Genomic DNA, 21358 nt, shown 5'->3' with positions numbered 1-21358 from the left:
AGGGCGGGACTTTTTCCGTATCGGACCAGGGGGGCGAGACCCGACCCTAGTCAGGCCAAAACCTCACTGGGAATCCCACCATGACAATAAAAACGCTCCCTGCCCTCTCGTCCCTGACCGTTGCCTTGCTGCTGGCCGGCAGCCTGTCCCTGGGCCCACAGGCCAACGCCGCCGTTACCTGGGAAGACATCGCCAACGATCACCTGACCACCAAGGACGTGTTGCAATACGGCATGGGCACCAACGCCCAGCGCTGGAGCCCGCTGGCCCAGGTCAACGACAAGAACGTCTTCAAGCTGACCCCGGCCTGGTCCTATTCCTTCGGCGACGAGAAGCAACGCGGCCAGGAATCCCAGGCCATCGTCAGCGACGGCGTGGTCTACGTCACCGGCTCGTACTCACGGGTGTTCGCACTCGACGCCAGGACCGGCAAGCGCCTGTGGACCTACAACCACCGCCTGCCGGACAACATCCGCCCATGCTGCGACGTAGTTAACCGGGGCGCGGCCATCTATGGCGACAAGATCTACTTCGGCACGCTGGACGCCCGGGTCGTCGCCTTGGACAAAAACACTGGCAAGGTGGTGTGGAACAAGAAGTTCGGCGATCACGCCGGCGGCTACACCATGACCGGCGCCCCGGTGCTGATCAAGGACAAGACCAGCGGCAAGGTTTTGCTGATCCATGGCAGCTCCGGCGACGAGTTCGGCGTGGTCGGGCAATTGTTTGCCCGCGATCCGGACACCGGTGAAGAAGTCTGGATGCGCCCCTTCGTCGAAGGCCACATGGGGCGGCTAAACGGCAAGGACAGCACCCCGACCGGCGACGTCAAGGCGCCGTCCTGGCCCGACGACAAGACCACCGAGACCGGCAAGGTCGAGGCCTGGAGCCACGGCGGCGGCGCGCCCTGGCAAAGCGCCAGTTTCGATCCCGAGACGAACACCATCATCGTCGGCGCGGGCAACCCCGGCCCGTGGAACACCTGGGCGCGCACGGCGAAGGACGGCAATCCCCACGATTACGACAGCCTCTACACCTCCGGGCAGGTAGGCGTCGACCCCAGCACCGGTGAAGTGAAATGGTTCTACCAGCACACGCCCAACGATGCCTGGGACTTTTCCGGCAACAACGAACTGGTGCTGTTCGACTACAAGGACAAGGACGGCAAAATGGTCAAGGCCACCGCCCACGCCGACCGCAACGGCTTCTTCTACGTGGTGGACCGCAACAACGGCAAACTGCAGAACGCCTTTCCCTTTGTCGACAACATTACCTGGGCCAGCCACATCGACCTGAAGACTGGCCGCCCGGTGGAAAACCCTGGCCAGCGTCCGGCCAAGCCATTGCCCGGTGAAACCAAGGGCAAGCCGGTGGAAGTCTCACCGCCATTCCTCGGTGGCAAGAACTGGAACCCCATGGCCTACAGCCAGGACACCGGGCTGTTCTACGTACCGGGCAACCAGTGGAAAGAGGAGTACTGGACCGAGGAAGTCAGCTACAAGAAAGGCTCGGCTTACCTGGGCATGGGCTTTCGAATCAAGCGCATGTATGACGACCACGTCGGCAGCCTGCGAGCCATGAACCCCACCACCGGCAAGGTGGTGTGGGAGCACAAGGAGCCGCTGCCACTGTGGGCCGGTGTGCTGGCGACCAAGGGCAACCTGGTCTTCACCGGTACTGGGGATGGCTTCTTCAAGGCCTTCGACGCGAAAACCGGCAAAGAGCTGTGGAAGTTCCAGACCGGCAGCGGCATTGTCTCCCCGCCCGTCACTTGGGAGCAGGACGGCGAGCAATACATCGGCGTGACCGTTGGCTACGGCGGCGCCGTACCGTTGTGGGGCGGAGACATGGCCGAACTGACCAAGCCGGTGGCCCAGGGTGGTTCGTTCTGGGTGTTCAAGATTCCGAGTTGGGATAAGGCGACGGCGCAGAAATAACCCTGACCTCCACCACAATCCCTTGTGGGAGCGAGCTTGCTCGCGATGGCGCAGTGTCAGTCAACATCAATGCCGGCTGAACCACCGCCATCGCGAGCAAGCTCGCTCCCACAGTTAACATCGAGTTCATGCCATGAAATCATTGCCCTTGTTGCTTCTGTTCATCAGCGCGTTTGCCAACGCCGACGACACCCCACTGACCCTAAACGGCTGCCTCATTGCCGAATCCAGCCAATGCCCCGGCGCTAACCTGCGGGGCGCCCACCTGGCCAACCAGGACCTGCGCAAGATGAACCTCGCCGGCGCGGATCTGCGCGACGCCGACCTGCGCCATGCCCGGCTGGACCTGGCGAATCTAGAAAAGGCCCAGCTACAGGGCGCCAACCTGAGTCGCGCGAGCCTGCAACAAAGCAACCTTCGCCTGGCGGACTTCAGCGATGCCACGCTCAAGGCGATCCAGGGCTGGGGCCTGTTTGCCCAGGGCGCGCAGTTTCAGCGAGCCGACCTGACGGCCGCCTATCTCCAGTTCGCCCGCTTGTCCGGCGCCCGCCTGCACGACGCCAACCTGCAAGCCGCCGACCTGGAAATGGCCTGGCTGAGCAAAGCCGACCTCAAGGGCGCCGACTTGCGCGATGCCAACCTGCAGGAGGTCAAACTGGGCGAAAGCAACCTGGAACAGGCCAACCTGACGGGCTCGCGGCAGCACTATGGGAATTTCCAGGATGCGAATATGCAGGGGTGTGTCGGATGCCCAACGTCTTGGGAACAATGAAGCTCCCGTGGCGAGGGAGCTTGCTCCCGCTGGGGTGCGAAGCAGCCCCAATTTGTACGACTCAATTAACCTGACACACCGAGGCGCCGGCCTTGGGGGCGCTTCGCACCCCAGCGGGAGCAAGCTCCCTCGCCACAATTGGCCGGCATTTCAAGTCAGGGACTCACCCAGCCACCCGCACCACTCCCATATCGATCCCCAAATGCACCAACTCGGCATGGGAACTGACCTGCAACTTACTCTTGAGCAACGTCAGATGGTTGGACACGGTCTTGGCGCTGATGCATAGCTGTTCGGCAATGGTGCGCGCGGGAGTGCCATTGGCGAGCATGACGAAGATCTCCAGCTCGCGCTGGGTCATCGATTGCAGGCGTGGATCGCTGTCGTGGCGGGTGGTGGCGCAGGCCAACTGAGTGGCCAGGGCCTGCTCGATGTAGGCATGGCCGGCCAGCACTCGCCGTACCGCCTCGATCAATACCTGCGGCGCCGAATTCTTGGTCAGGTAGCCCGCAGCGCCCGCGTCCAACGCCTGGCGAACCAACGGCAACTCGTCGTGCATGCTGAAGAACAGCACCCGCAGTTGCGGCAAGCGTTGACGCAGGCGCCGGGTGGTTTCCAGCCCGCTGATCCCCGGCAGGCCGAAGTCCATGATCACCAGGTTCGGCACTTGTTCCTGCACCTGGCTCAACGCCTCTTCGCCGCAGGCCGCTTCGCGCACCTGCAGCTGTGGCATCAAAGTCCGCAACAAGCTGGCGTAGCCCTGCCGAACCACGGCGTGGTCGTCCACCAACAAAATGTTCATGAGGCCTCCAAGGGAATATTCAAGGCCAGCGCCCAACCCGCCCCGGGCCGACTGATGATCCGCAGCTCACCACCAAGGCTGCGCGCCCGTTCCGCCATGGAATGCAGGCCCACGCCGGCCCGGGAGGGCTGCTGGGCACCGCGTCCGTTATCGCGCACCCATAGCCGCAGGCGACCGGCGCGGTGCTGCATGCGGATCCGCACCTGGCTGGCGTCGGCATGCCGTGCGATGTTGGTCAGCGCTTCCTGCAACAGGCGGTACAACTGAGCCTTGTGCGATGCGGCCAATGGCGGCGGTGCTCCATCGACCCGTAACTGACAGGCGATGCCGTGGCTGTCCTGCCATTGCCGGGCCAACAATTCAATGGCCTCACCCAACGGCAGATGCTGGAGCACGACCGGATACAAGTCGTTGACCAAGGCGCGAAAGCCTTGCTGCAAATGATCGCAGTGTTCTTCCAATTCGTTGGCGGTCTGCTCCAGCACGGGCGGCTGATGAATCACCAGGCGCAACAAACAGGCCCTCGCGCGAATACCTGCCACGTACTGGCCCAAATCGTCGTGCAAGGTTTGCGCGAGGGACCTGCGCTCCTGCTCCTGGACGGCCAGCAACGCCTGGGTCAGCCGCGCATTGTCGGCCCGAGTCTGGCCCAGGGCGGCGGTCATGCGGTTGAAATGCGCCGCCAATTGCTGGGCTTCCGATAGGCCCTCGGGCCGCAGATGCACTTGCAGGTCGCCGCTGGACACCTGGTGCAACGCCTGTAGCAACTCGTCCAGCAGGCGCATACCCCGGCGCACCGCCCAGCGGATCGCCAGCAGGCTGAGCAGCAACGCCATCGCGCAAACGCCAAGCAACTGCACCAGGGAATCGAAGATTTCATCGACTTCGTCACCGGGGTCGACGGCAATCCAGGCCCGACGACCGTCCTGCAACTCGACGATCTGGGCGGCAGGCCCTTGGGCCAGGAGTCGACGCCCCAACCAGGCGTTCAAGCCAGGCTCCTGTGCCGGCGCGTTTTCGCCGGGCGCCAACCAGCGCACCCGAACGTGACGCAGGCTGCCGGTGAGCCGCGACTGGAGGCTGGCCGGGTCGCGCTGGGCAGTCTCGCGCAGGTAATGCACCACCGACTCGGCCGATTGCAGTTCGCGTCGCACATCCACCGTGGCCTGGTGCAACAGCAGCGTTGCGCAGGCCAGGGTGACCAGGGCGAAGAACGCCGTGACCCAGAGGTTGATGCGCCAGAGGGCAGACATGGTCAGTGCTCCAATCTGCGAATCACACCGGCCCCCTGTGGGAGCGAGCCTGCTCGCGAAAGCGAAGGCACATCCAACATCAACGTCGGCTGGACCAACGCTTTCGCGAGCAGGCTCGCTCCCACAAAGGACACTTTAGGTCGATCCACGCCTATCAAACTCAGGATCAGCAACAACGGCAACAGCAGCGTCTTGAACATTCGCACGGTCTGTCCGCTCCCTGATGAATGACAATTGAAAGCATCCTAAAACCCCGGCGCCTGGGGCGAGCTACTACCTTGGTACTGCCCCAGCGGTACTTTCTGCATATTTCCCCGGCATCACGGCCTTCCTATGCTGGCGCTACCTGCAATGGAGGACGTCATGCGCTGGCTTGTCAGTTACGCCCTGATCTACCTGTTGGCCGCATCGACCGCCCAGGCCAGCGATGCCGCGCCGTTGCAGGTGCGCATCGGCTACCTGGGTTACCGTCCCGACCCCGGCCCGCTGCTGTCCAACGTCATCGCTGAACCCACCGATGCCGGATTGCGCGGCGCCGAACTGGCGATCATCGACAGCAACAGCACCGGGCGATTTCTCAAGCACGACTACCGTCTCGAAAGCGCTAACGTCGACAACCCGCAGGCACTGCTGGAGGCCGCCCGTGCCCAGCATGAACAGGGCCTGCGTTTGTTCGTGGTGAATGCGCCAGGCGAAAGCCTACGCCAGCTCAGCGCCGCCCTGCCCGACAGCCTGCTCTTCAACGCCGGCAGCCCCGACGACAGCCTGCGCACCAGCGGCTGCCTGAGCAACGTGCTACACACCCTGCCCGACCGCGCGACACTGGCCGACGCTTTGATCCAGTTCAGCGTCGTGCGCAAATGGCAGCGGGCCTTGCTGATCGTCGGCCAGACACCCGAAGACCAGGCCTACGCCGCTGCATTGCGCCGGGCCATGAAACGCTTCGGCATGAAGATCGTCGCCGAGAAACCTTGGCAGTTCGATAACGACCAGCGCCGCAGTGCCCAGGCCGACATGCCGCTGTTCACCCAGGCCGTCGAGTACGACGTGGTGCTGGTAGCCGACGAGCGCGGCGACTTCGGCGAATACGTGCCCTATCAGACCTGGCTCCCGCGCCCGGTCGCAGGGACTCAGGGACTGACGCCCACCGGTTGGCACAAGACCGTCGAGACATACGGCGCGGCGCAGTTGCAAAAGCGCTTCGAAGCCTTGGCCGGCCGCTGGATGAACGACCGCGACTTCGCCGCCTGGATCGCCGTGCGCAGTATCGCCGCCGCCGTGAGCAAGCTGCGCCAGGACGAGCCATTCGCCATTCGCCAACTGGCCCTTGGCGACGAGCTGCCGCTGGATGGATTCAAGGGCCGCAAGCTCAGCTACCGGCCCTGGAATGGTCAACTGCGCCAACCGATTCCCCTGGTTCAGCCTCGGGCCTTGGTCAGCACGTCGCCCCAGGACGGTTTTCTCCACCCGTCCAACGAAATGGACAGCCTGGGCTTCGACCGGCCCGAAGTGAGCTGTCGCTACCCCTGATCGATCACAACAATAAGGAAAACGCCATGCGCCGCCCCCTGCTCAACCCGGCTCTGCTTTGCCAAGCCCTCGCCCTGGGCGCCTCGCTGCTCCTTGCCGGTCCCGCTGCCGCCAGTATCGCCTGGGTCTCCAACGAAAAAGACAACAGCCTCAGCCTGATCGACCTGCAGAGCCTGGAAGTTGTCGATACCTTGCCGGTAGGCCAGCGCCCGCGAGGCTTGTTGTTGTCCCATGACAACCGCCTGTTGTACATCTGCGCCAGCGATTCGGACCGCGTCCAGGTGATGGACGTCGCCACTCGCAAGATCATCAAGGAGCTGCCCTCCGGCAAGGATCCGGAGCAATTCGCCCTGCACCCCAACGACCGCTGGCTCTACGTTTCCAACGAGGACGATGCGCTGGTCACAGTGATCGACACCCATACCTCCGAAGTGCTGGGCCAGATCGGCGTCGGCGTCGAGCCCGAAGGCATGGCCGTCAGCCCCGACGGCAAGTGGGCGGTCAACACCAGCGAAACCACCAACATGCTGCACTGGATCGACACCAGCACCCAGACCCTGGCCGACAACACCTTGGTGGACCAACGGCCGCGTTTCGTCGAGTTCAATCGCGACGGCACGCAACTCTGGGCCTCGGCGGAGATCGGCGGGACGCTGACTATCCTCGACGTTGCCTCGCGCCAGGTGCTCAAGACTCTGACCTTCCAGATCAAGGGCGTGCACCCGGACAAGGTGCAGCCAGTGGGCATCAAGCTCAGCGCCGACGGCAAGCTGGCATTCGTCGCCCTGGGCCCGGCTAACCATGTGGCAGTGATCGATGCCAAGACTTTCGAAGTGCTGGATTACCTGCTGGTGGGCCGACGCGTCTGGCAGCTGGCGTTCACCCCGGACCAGAAGCAACTGCTGGCAACCAACGGAGTCAGCGGCGACGTCTCGGTGATCGACGTGCAGAGCCGCAAGGTGCTCAAGTCGGTGAAGGTCGGCCGCTATCCCTGGGGCGTGGTGGTGACGCCATGAACGCCTTGGAGGTCAGCGACCTGAGTTTCGCCTATGGTGCGCGGCAAGCCCTGCGCCAGATCAGCTTCAGCGTACCGCCCGGACGCTTCGCCGCCCTCCTCGGACCGAACGGCGCTGGGAAGTCGACGCTGATTGCGTTGCTGACGCGTCTGTACGATGTTCAGCGCGGCGAGATCCGCGTCGGCGGTCATTCATTGCGCACGTCACCGCACCAGGCGTTGCGCCAGTTGGGCGTGGTGTTCCAGCAAAGCACGCTCGACCTGGACCTGAGCGTCGAGCAGAACCTGCGTTATCACCTCGCGCTGCATGGCTTTTGCCGGCGCCAGGCCGATGCCCGGATTGAAGCCGAACTGGCCCGCCAGCAGTTGACCGAACGACGTCACGAGCGGGTGCGCCACCTCAATGGCGGACACCGGCGCCGGGTGGAAATCGCCCGGGCCCTGCTCCACGAACCGCGCTTGCTGCTGCTGGACGAGCCGAGCGTCGGGCTCGATCCGGCCAGCCGCCAGGCTTTGGGGCAACACATTCGCCAACTGTGTCGCGAACAGGACATCAGCGTGCTCTGGGCCACGCACCTGCTGGACGAAGTGCAGCCCAGTGATGACCTGCTTATCGTGCATCAGGGCCGGCTGGTCGCCAGCGGACGGGCCGAGGACGTGAGCGAGGAACACGGCGGCAGTCTCGGCTCGGCCTTTGATCGATTGACCGCCTCGGGAGTTGCCGCATGAACGCGTATTGGCGATGTTTCCTTGGCGTCGTGATGCGCGAATGGCTGCGCTTCGTCTTGCAACGCACGCGATTGCTCAGCGCACTGGTGCGACCGTTGTTGTGGCTGCTGGTGTTCGCCGCCGGCTTCCGGGCGGCGCTGGGCATCGCCATCATCGCGCCCTATGACACTTACATCCCCTATGAGGTGTACATCGTGCCGGGGCTGGCCTGCATGATCCTGTTGTTCAATGGCATGCAAGGCTCGCTGTCGATGGTCTATGACCGCGAAATGGGCAGCATGCGCGTGCTGCTGACCAGCCCCCTGCCCCGGGCCTTTTTGCTGGCGAGCAAATTGCTCGCAACCTCGCTGATCTCGCTCTTGCAGGTCTACGCCTTCCTCGCCATCGCCTGGCTCTACGGTGTCCAGCCGCCAGCCATGGGCGTGCTGGCGGCATTGCCGGCCTTGCTTTTGGTGGCGCTGATGCTCAGTGCCCTGGGCCTGTTGTTGTCCCACGCGATCCGCCAGCTGGAGAACTTCGCCGGGGTGATGAACTTCGTCATCTTCCCGATGTTTTTCCTGTCTTCGGCGCTGTACCCGTTGTGGAAAATGCTCGAAGCCAGCCCCTGGTTGTACTGGCTGTGCGCGGTGAACCCCTTCACCCATGGCGTGGAGCTGGTGCGGTTCGCGTTGTATGGGCAATTCAATGTGCTGGCGATGGTTGTGTGCGTGGGGCTGACGCTGCTGTTCGCGCTGCTGGCGGTGTGGACGTTCAATCCGCAGCATGCGGCGTTGCGCAAGGCCAATTGACCTACCTGATACACACAGCCCCTTGTGGGAGCGAGCCTGCTCGCGAATGCGGTAGACCAGACACATCTATGCTGCCTGACCCACCGCTTTCGCGAGCAGGCTCGCTCCCACAGGGGATTTGTGTGATCCGTGATGAAAATTACTACTTTAGTACCGTTTTTCCTGTCTATGGTCGCATTCACAAGACCTCGACCCTGGCATGTAATGGGCGCATAACAAAAAGGATAAATCCCATGCCCCGTTTGCTGGCCATCGTCTTGCTGGGCCTGGCGCTGAATGTCGCCCAGGCCGACACTGCGTTGTTTTCGGCGCAGGGCTATCGCATTACCCAATACCGCAGCCCCACGCCCGCCTCCGCCCAGGGCGCGCAAACCGTCGACACCGAAGGCTTGCAGCGCCTGCTTGGGCAAACGCCCGCCCCGGTGTTGATCGACGTGTACCGTCGTCCATGGGTCCAGGGGCGCTTCATCGACACCGAGCCCCACGCCAACCTCCCCGGCAGCCTATGGCTGGCCAATACGGGCGATGGTGAGCTGGAGGGGAACTGGCAAGATTACTTCACCTCCCACCTACGCAAGGCCACCGACGGGCGCCTGGACCAACCCTTGGTCTTTTACTGCCGCTCCGATTGCTGGTTGAGCTGGAACGCGGTAAAACGCGCCGCGTCCATGGGCTATAAACATTTGTATTGGTACCGCGACGGCCTCGACGCCTGGGAGGCGGCCAACCTGCCCTTGCAAGCGGCCCGCCCCGAACCTTTTCCCTGATGCAGCGCCCTGCGTGCAATTGCCCCAACACGACAATAACGAGGTGAATGGCCATGTATAAAATCCTGATAGCCGACGATCACCCACTGTTTCGCGAAGCCATCCACAACGTCATCAGCGACGGGTTCGCCGGTAGCGAGGTGATGGAAACCGCCGACCTGGACAGCGCCCTGGCGCTGACCCGCGAACACGACGACCTGGATTTGATCCTGCTGGACTTGAACATGCCCGGCATGCACGGCCTCAACGGCCTGATCAACCTGCGCAACGAAGCGCCGACCATCCCCGTGGTGATCGTGTCTGCCGAACAGGACAAGCAAATCGTTCTGCAGGCCATCACCTATGGCGCGGTGGGTTTCATCACCAAGTCTTCACCTCGCTCGCAGATGACAGACGCCATCGAGCAGATCCTCAATGGCAACGTGTACTTGCCGCCGGACATCATCCGCACCCAGAAGAGCCCCACGGGCCGCCGCTTGAACGAAACCCCGGCGTTCCCGCCCGAACTGCTCCAGGCCCTGACGCGCAAGCAACTGCTGGTACTCGAACGCATGACCAAGGGCGAGTCGAACAAGCAGATCGCCTACACGCTGGACATCGCCGAAACCACGGTCAAGGCCCACGTCTCGGCGATCCTGCGCAAGCTCAACGTGCATAACCGGGTGCAGGCGATTCTCAGCGCGGGGGATATTGATTTCGGGGCTTATTTGCGGCGTTGAACGGCTGAACACTAACGGGACACTGTGGCGAGGGAGCTTGCTCCCGCTGGGGCGCGAAGCGGCCCCAAACCCAGGCACCTCGGTGTGTCAGGCTTGTTCAGGATGGGGCTGCTTCGCAGCCCAGCGGGAGCAAGCTCCCTCGCCACAAAAGCGGTTCGACTCATCGGCTGGTTGTTTGGCCCAGCAAGTGACTCATCGCAATCTTCAGTTTCATCGGCCGCACCGGCTTGTGCATCAGTGTGTGCCCAAGCTCGCGGATCTGCTGTTTGAGTTCATTGCTGTAATTGGCGGTGATCATCATGGCCGGGATCGGTGAGGCACGGCAGGCGTTGATCCGGGCCACGGCGTCCACGCCGTTCTGGTCGTGATCCAGGTGGTAATCGGCGATCAGCAGGTCGGCTTCGGCACGGTAGCCGTCCACTTGCCGCGCCAGGTCCTGTTCCGACAGCGCAGTCACCACGAGGCAGCCCCAACCTTCGAGCAAGGTACGCATGCCGGCGCAGATCGCTCCATCATTATCCAGCACCCAGACCCGCGCCCCGCGCAGGCGTTCAAGCATGGGCTCGCTCATGTCCAGGCACGGCAGCGGCTTGGGCGCGGTGGCGCTGAGGGGCACCTCAATGGCGAATACCGAGCCTTTGCCCGGCCATGAGCGCACCCGGATCCGGTGCCCAAGTATCCTGGCGATCTTCTCGACAATCGCCAGCCCCAGGCCCAAGCCTCGATCCTGGTTCGGTCGCTGGACATCACCGCGCTTGAACTCCTGGAAAATCTCCTCCAGGCGATCCTGGGCGATGCCTATGCCAGAATCCCAGACCTCGATCGAAACACGATTGCCAAGACGCCGGCATCCCAGCAGAACCCGCCCGTTCGGGGTGTAGCGCAGCGCATTGCTCAGCAGGTTCCGCAGGATCCGCGCCAACAGTTGGATGTCACTGCGCACCAGCACCGAACAAGGTACGAAACACAATTCGAGACCCTCGCTGCGCGCCACTTGGCGATATTCGGCCGCCAGGTTGTCGAGCAATTCACTCAAGGCGAACGGCGCCACGTCGGCCTTGATCACGCCGGCATCGAGCTTGGAGATATCCACCAGGGTGCCCAACAGGTTTTCCACGTCCTGCAGCGAATTGCTCACGTTGCGCACGAGGTGCGCGTTCGCCACCGGCTCGCGGCGCTCCAGCAAGGCGCTGGTGAACAGCCGCGCGGCGTTCAACGGTTGCAGCAGGTCATGACTGACCGCCGCGAGGAATTTGGTTTTTGACAGGTTGGCCCGCTCGGCCTCGCGCTTGGCTTCGCGCAAGCGCAGTTCCACCCGGCTGCGCTCATCGATCTCGCGCAGCAACTGGTCGTTGAGGCTGGTCAGTTCAGCGGTGCGCTCCTGCACGCGCTGCTCCAGGTTTTGATAGGCCTGGTGCAACGCCTCGGCTGTGCGACGGCGCTCGGTGATGTCGCGGATCAACACGAAGATCCCCACCACCTCGCCGTTGGCCAGCACGTTGGGCACATAGGAGCGCAGCATGTAGCGCTCCTGGTTGTTGATGTTGGTCTCGGCGAATTCGAACGTCACGCTCTCGCCCGCCAGTGCCCGGGCCACGTAGGCTTCCAAGCGCTGATAGTGCTGCTCGCTGTGGGCTTCTCGCAGGCTCTGGCCGAGCATCACGCCACGGGGCCAGCAATACCATTGCTCGTAGACCTTGTTGGTGAACTCATAGACCAGATCGGCGTTGAGATAGGCGATCAACGCCGGAACGTGGTCGGTGATCAGGCGGATCCAGCGCTCGCTCTCGCTCAACGCCTCGGCGTGCTGGTAGCGCTCGGTGATGTCGGTGAAGGTGTTGACGTAGCCACCGGTGGGCAGTGGATGGGTGCGGATCTCCAGGACTCGGCCATCGGACAGCCGTTGCTCACACTCCTGGATCAGCCGGCCATTGCCATCGCGACTGGTCGGTGTAAGCAGTTGCAGCTCGCTGTCGGCGATGACCTCGTTGAACGGCCGATGGGCCGCTACCGGTGCCAGGCCACTGAGCTCCAGGAAGCGCCGGTTCCACAGTTCCAGCACGCCTTGAGCGTTGACCATCGCCACGCCCTGGGACAGGTTGTCCACGGCGCGCTGCAACAGATGGGATTTCTGCGCGATGGCCTGTTCCCGGCGCACGGTTTCACTGAGTTTGACGTCGGTGATATCGGTGAAGAGAATCACCCGGCCGCCTTCCTGGGTCGGCCGTTCACTGACTTGCAGCCAGCGCCCGTTCTGCAATCGGTACAGCACCGGTTCGTCGGGCTGGCCGCGGGTTTCTTCGCTGAACAAGCCGTTGGCGGTCATCAAACGCTTGACCTCGGCAAGGCGCATCCCCGCGATGATCCGCACCCGGCTGTGGGCCCAGAACGCCTTGAAACGGCTGTTGAACAGGACGATGCGCTGTTGCGCGTCGAACAGCACGAAGGCATCGGAAATACTCTCGATCGCGTCGATCAAATGCCGATGGGCCGTTTCCGCCCGCAACCGCGCTTCGCCGAGCAAATGGTTGCCGGCCTTCAACTCGGCCATGGCTTGGTTCAAGGCGTCGGTACGCTCACGCACCTGTTCGGCCAGCACCACCGAATGCTGGAAGGCTGCGTATGGGTCGCTGCCGCGCGTCACGCCGGATTCCACCCGCTCGATCAGCGCTTCATTGATGCGCCGCAGCTTGCGGTTCTCATGCTCCAGAGCGGCGAGCTGCGCCTGCAGTTCAGCGATGGTCGGGGACGCGATGGCGGGCAATGGCAACTCCGGTGAACGTCTGGTTGATGTGCATGCCATTGAATTGCTCTCCATAGGTGTTGAACCCCATCACCCGATGTTCACGCAGGAACTGGCCGATCTGTTCCAGGCCGTCGCGATCTTCCAGCTCCAGGCGTCGAAGGAAACAGTCGCAGCCCAGGGTCAGCAGCAAGTCCCCGAGGCGCGCCTGCAAACCATCGAACAGATCTTGCAGGTTGTGCAGCAACGGCCCCGGGCTCATGGCGGTGAGGACGATGCCGTTCTCCACCGCGCAATAGAAACTCAGGCTCAGGTCCGAATGGACCTGCTGGATCGCTCGCACGTAGTACTGGTCATTGATGCGCACGGCCAATGGATGGGCAGCGAAGACCCGGTAATCCAGCGCGTTTACCGGCACGCCAATGTGCCGTGCGTATTCTTCGGCCGCAGGCTCGGCGTTTAGCTCGTAGACCCTGCGCGTGGCGCTGTCGGCGCCGGTCACCACCAGTTTTTCCTGCCGGGGCAGGATGTGGTGGGTGGTAAACACTTCGAACTCCAGCCAAGTATTGATCAACACCACCACGGCCGCGCCGCTGTGGAATTGACCTTCAAAGTAGACGTGGGTGTGGGTCAGGTAATTGTCATCCCCGGCCGAGCCGCCGAAATGCGGGATGTCCCCCAGGGCGGCGCTCAAGGCTGCCAGCACCATCTCCTCGCGGCTGGACAAACCGTCGAGCAAGGTCAAGGCGAAGCTGTGGCCCTTGATCGGCGCCAAGGCGTTGCTGCGGCAACCACTGGCAAGGCGCTCGACCATCTGCTGGGCATCGATCAGGCTGAAGTGCTCCATTTCGCCGATCAGTTCGGCAGCGATGGAAAAATGCCGGTGGTCGAAACCCACCGCCGTCACGCAGTTGCGGCCGTAACCTTGTGGCGTGATTTCCCCCGCGCTGGTGCATCCCACCAGCCGGATCCCGCCAAAGCTGCGCGAAAGCGCGTGGCCCAGGGCCGGCAGATTGTATTCGGCGGAACAGAAAAACAGCACGAACCCCAGGTACGGGTGCAACAACTGTCGCGCCAGCTCCTGGGCCACTTGCTCGACGTCCGTTGCCTGGGACATGGCGCTGACCACGCCCTCGCTCTGGGCCTGCTGCATCTGCGCCTCCGACGGTGCGTGATAGAGCCTTGAGTGTACGAATCGACGCCCGGCCCACGAATGCTACTTGGGTAGCGGATGGACGCTTCCATGGGATGAGAACCGTGGCCGCCCCAGCCGCGATGCGCACGGTTGGGGCCGCCAAGAAAACCTTGTTGACGTGGATCGCTTCTGTGGCGAGGGAGCTTGCTCCCTCGCCCGGGGTTGAGTAGTCCTTACCAGGTCAACACCGCCCCCACCGCGAAGGTATCGGTGTCTTCGTTCTGCGCGCTGGTGTCATGGCCGTTGATTTCGAACTGGTTGTATTCGGCGACGAGCTTGAGGTTATCGTTGATGTCGTGGAACAGCGCGACACCGCGAGTCTCATAGTCGGCGCCGCTGCCGACCACGCCATTTCCGTCGTCCTCGGTCTTGCCATAGGACAGCGCCAGGCGGTTCTTGCCCAGCTTGTAGGAGCCCTGCAAGAGGTAGCCCTTGCTGTCGACATTGCGCAACGTGGCCTCGCCGGCATTGTTTGTGAAGAACGGGTTGATACCCTTGGCCTGAAACCCCGAGCCGGTGAGCGACAGCCCACCCATCTTCGCCTGCACCCCATAACCCAAACCTTTGGACGTGACCGACTCGACGCTGGAATCGGTGTTGTCGGAGGTCTGGTAGCTGCCGTTCAGCCAGCTGTAGATCTTCGCTGCGCCCAGGTCGAACTGATAAGTAACCTCGCTCTCTGTGCGAGGGTTCTCCTGGTAGGCCTTGCCGGTGGCGCTGCTGTCGTTGGTGTCCACCGGGTCCATGATGCCCACCGCCACGCGCAACCCGTCCATCACGGGGGTGCGATAGGTGATTTGCGACGTCGGGAACGGGTACGGATAACCGCTGCCGATATTGCCGAACGAGACGCCGCCGCCGTCCACCAGGCCCAAGGTGTCGCTGACCTGGCCATAACCGGCCAGCAGCTCATCGAGCAGGATGTTGGAACGGGCGAACAGGCCGAAGTCCTTGCCGATCAGTACTTCGCCCCACTCCGGGTTGGCGACGGTGCCGTAGAACTGGCGCACGTCGATGGCAGTGTCGGTGCCGTTGGTTTCACTGTCGTTGATGGTCACCCAGAACGACGCCCGGGCGCCGAGCTTGAGGTCATCGACCTGCTTGCCCATGTTGAAGCCCAGGTAGTTGGGCAAGAAGCCCATCTTGACCCGCGACTGGCGGCGGTCGAACTGTTCGCCGGCACGGTCCACGTCGCTGTTGACGTAGAAAGCGTTGATGTAGCCGTCGGTGGAAAAGGTCGTCTGGTCCTTGTCGTACAGCATGATTTCGGCGTGGGCCCAAGGCATCGGGGCGAGAGTCGAGAGGCCTGCGATGACCGCAGGCAAAAAACGCAGGCAGGTATTTTTATTGTTGTGCATGGCGCGCTCCGCAACAGGGGACGGGATGTCGGAGGCGATTATCGAAAGGCACCCGGGCGCGTCATACGCTGCCTTGGAAGTGATTGGCGGCTGCTTTGGCAGCGCAGGCCCGGCGCGGCAGTTTGTGTGTAAGACCCGGATGCCGCCGGGCGCGGTACTTTGGGTGTGGGCCGGTGGGTGGGTAGGATCAACTCGTTGTGCAGTGGTACCGAGTCGTCTGGTTTGGGGCTGCTGCGCAGCCCAGCGGGAGCAAGCTCCCTCGCCACAAAGCCGAGTACGACTTCGTTCCCGAATACAAGGTGATCCCGTGGCGAGGGAGCTTGCTCCCGCTGGCTTGCGCAGCAGGCCCCCTCGCCTTCAGGTCAGAACCTCGGTTTGACCGTCTTCCAATCAGGCCGATAGCGCCGCATCTGCCGCACGTCATCGCGCTGGCGAATGCCGCAGCTCAGGAACTGCTCGTGCAGCTTGCCCAGTTGATCGCGGTCAAGCTCCAACCCCAGGCCCGGCGCCCGGGTGATCTTCACGCAGCCGTCGACAAACGGAAGCTTGCCACCCTTGATCACTTCTTCATCCGGTTCCTGCCATGGGTAATGCGTGTCGCAGGCGTAATCCAGGTTCGGCACCGAAGCCGCCACGTGGGCCATGGCCATGAGGCTGATGCCCAAGTGCGAATTGGAATGCATGGAAACCCCCAGGCCAAAGGTGTCGCACATTTTCGCCAGTACCTGGGTGTCCCGCAGCCCGCCCCAATAATGGTGGTCGGCCAGGACGATCTGCACGCTGTCCTGGGCCACGCTTCGGCGGAACTCGTCAAAATCGGTGACCACCATGTTGGTCGCCAGCGGCAGGCCAGTGCGCTTGTGCAGCTCGGCCATGCCCTCCAGGCCAGGCGTCGGGTCTTCGTAATACTGAAGGTCGTCCCCTAGCAGCTCAGCCATGCGGATCGAGGTTTCCAGCGACCAGTTGCCGTTGGGATCGATGCGCAGCGGAAAGCCAGGAAACGCTTTTTTCAACGCCTTGATGCAGGCCACTTCATGCTCCGGCTCCAGGGCGCCGGCCTTGAGCTTGATGCTTTTGAACCCGTATTCCTCGATCATCCGCCGTGCCTGGGCGACGATCTGCTGCTCGTTCAGCGCTTCGCCCCAGTTGTCCGCAGGATATGGCGAGTCGATGTGCTCGGCATATTTGAAAAACAGGTATGCGCTGAACGGCACTTCATCGCGAATCGCACCGCCCAACAGGTCCACCAGCGGCACGTTCAGGTAATGCGCCTGCAAGTCCAGGCAAGCCACCTCGAAGGCCGAATAGGCATTGCTCACCGCTTTGCTCGCATGGGAGCCCGGCGCCAGTTCCGCCCCGGCAACGCTGGCCGGCTTGTGGGCCGCCACGGTGGCCTGAACGATGGCCCGCAACTGGTTGAGGTTGAACGGGTCCATGCCGACCAGTTGGTCCTGGACCTGTTGCTGGATCGCCAGGGCCGGCGCATCGCCGTAGCTCTCGCCGAGGCCGATGTAGCCGTTGTCGCTTTCGATCTCGATGATCGAGCGCAGCGCAAAGGGCTCATGGATGCCGCTGGCGTTAAGCAGCGGGGGGTCGCGGAAAGCGATGGGGGTGACGGTGACGCGTTTGATTTTCATGCAGCGGCTCCGGAAGGTGTGCGCGTCGATGATGGACGCCGCTGATTGTTCCCGTCTAATCTAACCTGGCACTTGATTGATACCAGGATTGAATCAATGTTTGAGCTGGCCCAACTGCGCTGCTTCACCACCGTGGCGACCGAACTCAACTTCCGTCGCGCCGCCGAACGCCTGAACATGACCCAACCACCCTTGAGCCGGCAGATCCAATTGCTGGAGCATCACCTGGGCGTCGAACTGTTCACCCGCAGCACCCGCAGCGTCGCCCTCACCGCCGCCGGCCGGGCGTTCTTCATCGAGGCGCAGAACCTGTTGCAACAGGCGCAGCAGGCCGCAGTGGCCGCCAAGCGCTTTGCCCAGGGCCATATCGGTTCGGTCACCATCAGCTTCGTCGGCAGCGCGGTGTATGAATTCCTGCCAAAGGTGATCGCCGAAGCGCGGCTCAAGCAACCGCAGGTGAAGATCGTCCTGTCGGAGATGAACACCTACCAACAACACGAAGCCCTGCGCGCCCGGCGCATCGACCTGGGCATCGTCCGCTCGCCGCTGCTGGAAACCGGCTACGCCACTGAGTGCCTGGTGCGCGAGCCGTTTGTCCTGGCCGTGCCTGCGGGCCACCCGCTGGCCAACGCCGAGTCTGTCAGCGTGCAGGACCTGGATGGACAGCCGTTCCTGATGTACGCCCACTCCGCCTACCCGCCCTTCAACGAACTGCTCACCGGCATGCTGCGCTCGGCCCGTGTCACTCCGCAGTTCGTGCAATGGCTGGGGTCTTCGCTGACCATCCTGGCGCTGGTCAACGCCGGCATGGGCCTGGCACTGGTGCCGCGTTGCGCGACCAGCGTGGCGTTCAGGCAAGTGGTGTTTCGCGAGATCGATCTGGGTGAAGGGGTGCAGAGTGAGCTGCATCTGGTTTGGCGGGAGGATAACGACAATCCGGCGTTTACGATGTTGCTGGAGGGGATTCGAGGGGCGGTTCGGGAGGGACTGTAGGCAAATCGCGGATCAATACCGTGTGCCCTTGTGGCGAGGACGCTTGCTCCCTCCCCACGTTGACCGTGCCCTATTCCAGTCTACCGTGACAAGTTGTACGATGACCGACGAGCACTAGATGCTCTGAATTCCCGATACTTACAAAAACAAGGAAAAAAACCATGAAAAAAGCATCATTGCTGATCGGTTTCGTTTGCCTCTTCAGCGGCTACGTCGCAGCCGCCGCACCGGCCGAAAAAGAGGTGGCCGAAGCTGTAGACCACCTGACCCAGGCCATGCTTCACAAAGACATCCCCCAACTCCAGGCCCTTGCCGCCGAGAACCTGACCTACGGCCACTCCAGCGGCAATATCCAGGACAAAAAAGCCTTCATCGCCGACATCGAAACCGGCAAGAGCGCATTCAAGACCCTGGAAATGAAAAATCAGAAAATCACCCTTTCTGGCGACGTGGCCCTGGTACGCAACCACTTCTCTGCCCAGGCGCTCAAGGGCACCGAAGTGGTCCCGACCGAAATCGAAAACTTCCAGATTTGGCAAAAACAGAACGGCAAATGGCTGCTGATTGGTCGTCAGGCATTCCGGTTCTGATAAGGGGCTGGGCCGGGAATCTCTGCGGCAAACGCATTATTTGAGCTTATGGTGATCCATTGTGGCGAGGGGATTTATCCCCGCTGGGCTGCGCAGCAGCCCCAACAGCGGCGGGTGTTCAATCTGGCACACCGAGCAGTCTGAGCGAGGACTGCTTCGCAGCCCAGCGGGGATAAATCCCCTCGCCACAGATCACAATCACCTCAAGTCGCGGCCCACTGCTCCCGGTACTGCAACAGAAAATCCACAAACGCCCGCACCCGCTGCGGCACGTATCGGCCATGGGGATACAGCAACGTGAACGGGCGCGAACGCCCCGCGAACGGTGTCAGCACTTCCACCAATTGCCCGTCCGCCAACTCTGTTTCAACGATGAATCGATAGGTCTGGAACAGCCCGGCGCCATGCTTGGCCAGCGTCACCCCGCCCAACACGTCGTCGGAACAGCAATACCCACCCTGCCCGAACACTTCCTTCTCCTTGCCCTCGACGTTGAACAACCAAGAGATACGACGACCACTGCTGGGCAGCTCGAATTGGATGCACTCGTGAAATTGCAGGTCTTCCAGCGTTTGCGGCGTGCCTACCCTGCGCAAGTAATCCGGGGACGCGACCACCGCCAGTTTCGCGTCTTCCAGCAACCGGGCGATCATCGAGGAGTCCGGCTGGGCCCGAACACGGATGGCGAGGTCATAACCTTCGGCGACAAAATCGATGTTGCGGTTGCTCAAGTGGACATCAACGGTGACTTGCGGGTATTGCGCGCGAAACGCCGGCAGCAGTGGCAGGATGCGGTGATGGCCGTAAGTCGTCGGCACGCTGATGCGCAGTTGCCCGGATGGCACGGATTGCGCCCCCATGACTTCCTGTTGCGCCTCGACCAATTGCGTCAATGCCTGACGGCATTGCTCGAAAAAAGTCCTGCCGGCGTCGGTCAGGCGGATGCTGCGGGTGGTGCGCACAAACAGGCGCGAACCCAGACGCTCTTCCAACCGAAAAATCGAGCGGCTCACCGCCGCTGGGGTCACGCCCGCCACCTGCGCCGCCGCCGTGAAACTGCCCGCCTCCGCCGCCAGACAGAAAAGCTCGATGCTGCCCAACTGCAAGTCTTCGAAGTGCCGCTTCATGATTCATTACACCGCGTATCAACTGAAGATTCCCGATGCCTGTTTATCAGGCCGTGGCGTATAAATACAGTGGTCCCTCGATCGCGCTGGTTCTTCCCGCGCCTATTCTCGTCAACTGGAGTGCAGCATGCCTTTCGTCAATGTACGTATCACCCGCGACGGCGTTACCCGCGAACAGAAAGCCCAGGTGATTAGCGAAATCACCGAAACCCTGCAGCGTGTGTTGGGCAAGGACCCGCACCTGACCCATATCGTGATCGAGGAAGTCGATACCGATAACTGGGGTTATGCCGGCATGACGACGACGGAGTATCGAAGCAAACCCAAGGAGTAAGGCTTCGCCCTACCGAGCCCGGTCCGAATGACCGGGCTTTTTTCTGCCTGCCGAGTCGCTATCCCTGTGGGAGCGAGCTTGCTCGCGATAGCGGCGGGTCAGCCAGCCCACATGTGATTGATCTAATGCCATCGCGAGCAAGCTCGCTCCCACAGGGTGTAGCGTAGGTTCGATTGATTGATTACACCAAGTATCAACTCAAGTACCAGAACCCCCATTTATCAAACCCAAGCGCATCAATACCCTGATCACAACCAACGCCCAGACAGGCGCAGCGGTTCCTACTCAACGTGATCAGGAGTCAACATCATGAGCAATCAAAAAACCGTCATCATCACCGGCGCGTCCAGCGGCATTGGCCTTGGCTTGGTCAAGGCGTTCCTGGCTCGCGGCTATAACGTAGTGGGCAATGCCCGTTCCCAGTCGGGCCTGGACGATGCGGCCGGCCAGTTGGGCCATCCAGCGAGCTTCATCGGCGTGGCCGGAGACATTGCCGATCCGGCGACCTCTACCGCCCTTGTCGGCAAAGCCATCGCGGCGTTTGGCGCGGTTGATGGGCTGGTCAACAACGCTGGTTTTTTCCTGCCCAAACCCTTTGTCGAATACAGCCCGCAGGACCTGGAATCGCTGCTGGACACCAATCTCAAAGGGCTCGTCTACGCAAGCCAGGCCGCAGCCGCGCACATGATCGATCGCCAGCAGGGTTTCATCATCAACATTTCCGCCTCGGTGGCCTTGCAACCGAACCTCCAGGTGCCGGCAGCACTGCCAGTGTTGATCAAGGGCGGCGTCAACCAGATGACCCGCGCCCTGGCCCTGGAGTTGTCGCCTTTCAACATCAAGGTCAACGCCGTGGCGCCCGGTATCATCGACACGCCGATGCATGACCCGGCGCACCGCGACTTCCTCAACAACCTGGCGCCGGCCGGTCGGGTGGGCACCATCGAAGAGATCGCCGAAGCCGTGTTGTACCTCGCGGGCGCCGACTTCACGACTGGCGCGGTCCTGCCGGTGGACGGCGGCATGAGCACCGGCAAATGGTGAAAAACAAAAACCCCGAAGGCAGAAA

General features: G+C 62.3%; 19 protein-coding genes. 12 read left to right on the top strand and 7 right to left on the bottom strand.

The window, feature by feature from the left end; all coding sequences use genetic code 11:
- Window positions 1–80: 80 nt before the first annotated feature.
- Entirely contained in the window at window positions 81–1937 is a 1857-nt protein-coding gene (gene exaA / locus J3P76_RS12465) for a quinoprotein ethanol dehydrogenase (RefSeq protein ID WP_434558886.1), read from the top strand.
- A 133-nt stretch (window positions 1938–2070) separates the two neighbouring features.
- A complete protein-coding gene (locus J3P76_RS12460; protein WP_434605785.1) occupies window positions 2071–2709 on the top strand; it encodes a pentapeptide repeat-containing protein in 639 nt (212 codons plus the stop codon).
- Window positions 2710–2872: 163 nt separating this feature from the next.
- On the opposite strand, the gene J3P76_RS12455 is transcribed toward J3P76_RS12460, so the two are convergent.
- Together J3P76_RS12455 and J3P76_RS12450 are read right to left on the bottom strand one after the other, a co-directional pair.
- The gene (locus J3P76_RS12455; RefSeq protein ID WP_434605787.1) at window positions 2873–3511 is read right to left on the bottom strand and encodes a response regulator; all 639 of its coding nucleotides are present in this window, start codon (window positions 3509–3511) and stop codon (window positions 2873–2875) included.
- Window positions 3508–4764 carry a histidine kinase gene (locus J3P76_RS12450; RefSeq protein ID WP_434605789.1) on the bottom strand — a complete coding sequence of 419 codons (1257 nt, stop codon included), beginning with the start codon at window positions 4762–4764 and terminating at the stop codon, window positions 3508–3510. The genes J3P76_RS12455 and J3P76_RS12450 overlap by 4 nt, the downstream gene beginning before the upstream one ends.
- Before the next feature lie 363 nt (window positions 4765–5127).
- On the opposite strand from J3P76_RS12450, the gene J3P76_RS12445 reads away from it, so the two are divergent.
- From J3P76_RS12445 to J3P76_RS12420, 6 genes are all read left to right on the top strand, one after another.
- Complete coding sequence (locus J3P76_RS12445) at window positions 5128–6294, top strand: ABC transporter substrate-binding protein (RefSeq protein ID WP_434605793.1); 1167 nt, start codon at window positions 5128–5130, stop codon at window positions 6292–6294.
- A 26-nt stretch (window positions 6295–6320) separates the two neighbouring features.
- The gene (locus J3P76_RS12440) at window positions 6321–7310 is read left to right on the top strand and encodes a YVTN family beta-propeller repeat protein (RefSeq protein ID WP_434605795.1); all 990 of its coding nucleotides are present in this window, start codon (window positions 6321–6323) and stop codon (window positions 7308–7310) included.
- Window positions 7307–8038 (top strand): ABC transporter ATP-binding protein, encoded by a 732-nt coding sequence (locus J3P76_RS12435; protein ID WP_434605797.1) that lies wholly within the window; start codon window positions 7307–7309, stop codon window positions 8036–8038. Before J3P76_RS12440 ends, J3P76_RS12435 begins: the two co-directional genes overlap by 4 nt.
- Window positions 8035–8826 (top strand): ABC transporter permease, encoded by a 792-nt coding sequence (locus tag J3P76_RS12430; RefSeq protein WP_434605798.1) that lies wholly within the window; start codon window positions 8035–8037, stop codon window positions 8824–8826. Before J3P76_RS12435 ends, J3P76_RS12430 begins: the two co-directional genes overlap by 4 nt.
- Before the next feature lie 233 nt (window positions 8827–9059).
- Window positions 9060–9593: a PQQ-dependent catabolism-associated CXXCW motif protein gene (locus J3P76_RS12425; protein WP_434647475.1), complete on the top strand. Its 534-nt coding sequence runs from the start codon at window positions 9060–9062 to the stop codon at window positions 9591–9593.
- A 53-nt stretch (window positions 9594–9646) separates the two neighbouring features.
- Window positions 9647–10312 carry a response regulator transcription factor gene (locus tag J3P76_RS12420; RefSeq protein ID WP_039588789.1) on the top strand — a complete coding sequence of 222 codons (666 nt, stop codon included), beginning with the start codon at window positions 9647–9649 and terminating at the stop codon, window positions 10310–10312.
- Window positions 10313–10472: 160 nt separating this feature from the next.
- Here the strand turns inward: J3P76_RS12420 and nahK are convergent, their stop codons facing one another.
- The 4 genes from nahK to J3P76_RS12400 all read right to left on the bottom strand — a co-directional run bounded on the left by nahK (window position 10473) and on the right by J3P76_RS12400 (window position 17245).
- On the bottom strand, window positions 10473–13115 hold the full coding sequence (nahK, locus tag J3P76_RS12415) for a hybrid sensor histidine kinase/response regulator NahK/ErcS' (RefSeq protein ID WP_434676503.1): 2643 nt from the start codon (window positions 13113–13115) through the stop codon (window positions 10473–10475).
- Window positions 13045–14208, bottom strand: coding sequence for a nitric oxide-sensing protein NosP (nosP, locus tag J3P76_RS12410; RefSeq protein ID WP_420763879.1), 1164 nt, complete (start codon window positions 14206–14208; stop codon window positions 13045–13047). The genes nahK and nosP overlap by 71 nt, the downstream gene beginning before the upstream one ends.
- Window positions 14209–14423: 215 nt before the next feature.
- Entirely contained in the window at window positions 14424–15608 is a 1185-nt protein-coding gene (locus tag J3P76_RS12405) for a porin (protein ID WP_434558904.1), read from the bottom strand.
- Window positions 15609–15970: 362 nt separating this feature from the next.
- Window positions 15971–17245, bottom strand: a complete 1275-nt coding sequence (locus J3P76_RS12400; protein WP_434558906.1) for a glucarate dehydratase family protein — start codon at window positions 17243–17245, stop codon at window positions 15971–15973.
- A 96-nt stretch (window positions 17246–17341) separates the two neighbouring features.
- Here J3P76_RS12400 and J3P76_RS12395 point away from each other — a divergent pair, with 96 nt between their 5' ends.
- Window positions 17342–18238 (top strand): LysR substrate-binding domain-containing protein, encoded by an 897-nt coding sequence (locus J3P76_RS12395; protein WP_434605806.1) that lies wholly within the window; start codon window positions 17342–17344, stop codon window positions 18236–18238.
- 161 nt (window positions 18239–18399) lie between these two features.
- Window positions 18400–18828 (top strand): nuclear transport factor 2 family protein, encoded by a 429-nt coding sequence (locus tag J3P76_RS12390; RefSeq protein ID WP_420763875.1) that lies wholly within the window; start codon window positions 18400–18402, stop codon window positions 18826–18828.
- A 203-nt stretch (window positions 18829–19031) separates the two neighbouring features.
- Here the strand turns inward: J3P76_RS12390 and J3P76_RS12385 are convergent, their stop codons facing one another.
- Window positions 19032–19955, bottom strand: coding sequence for a LysR substrate-binding domain-containing protein (locus tag J3P76_RS12385; protein ID WP_434702007.1), 924 nt, complete (start codon window positions 19953–19955; stop codon window positions 19032–19034).
- A 127-nt stretch (window positions 19956–20082) separates the two neighbouring features.
- Between J3P76_RS12385 and J3P76_RS12380 the strand changes: the two genes are divergently transcribed.
- Both J3P76_RS12380 and J3P76_RS12375 read left to right on the top strand, forming a co-directional pair.
- Window positions 20083–20289: a tautomerase family protein gene (locus J3P76_RS12380; RefSeq protein WP_030140737.1), complete on the top strand. Its 207-nt coding sequence runs from the start codon at window positions 20083–20085 to the stop codon at window positions 20287–20289.
- 309 nt (window positions 20290–20598) lie between these two features.
- Window positions 20599–21333 (top strand): SDR family NAD(P)-dependent oxidoreductase, encoded by a 735-nt coding sequence (locus tag J3P76_RS12375; protein WP_434702006.1) that lies wholly within the window; start codon window positions 20599–20601, stop codon window positions 21331–21333.
- Window positions 21334–21358 lie beyond the last annotated feature (25 nt).

The organism is Pseudomonas sp. D1-36, assembly GCF_051132205.1.
Lineage (GTDB): Bacteria > Pseudomonadota > Gammaproteobacteria > Pseudomonadales > Pseudomonadaceae > Aquipseudomonas.
The sequence above is the reverse complement of the archived record's forward strand: the minus strand, read 5'-3'. Positions and strand labels throughout refer to the sequence as shown.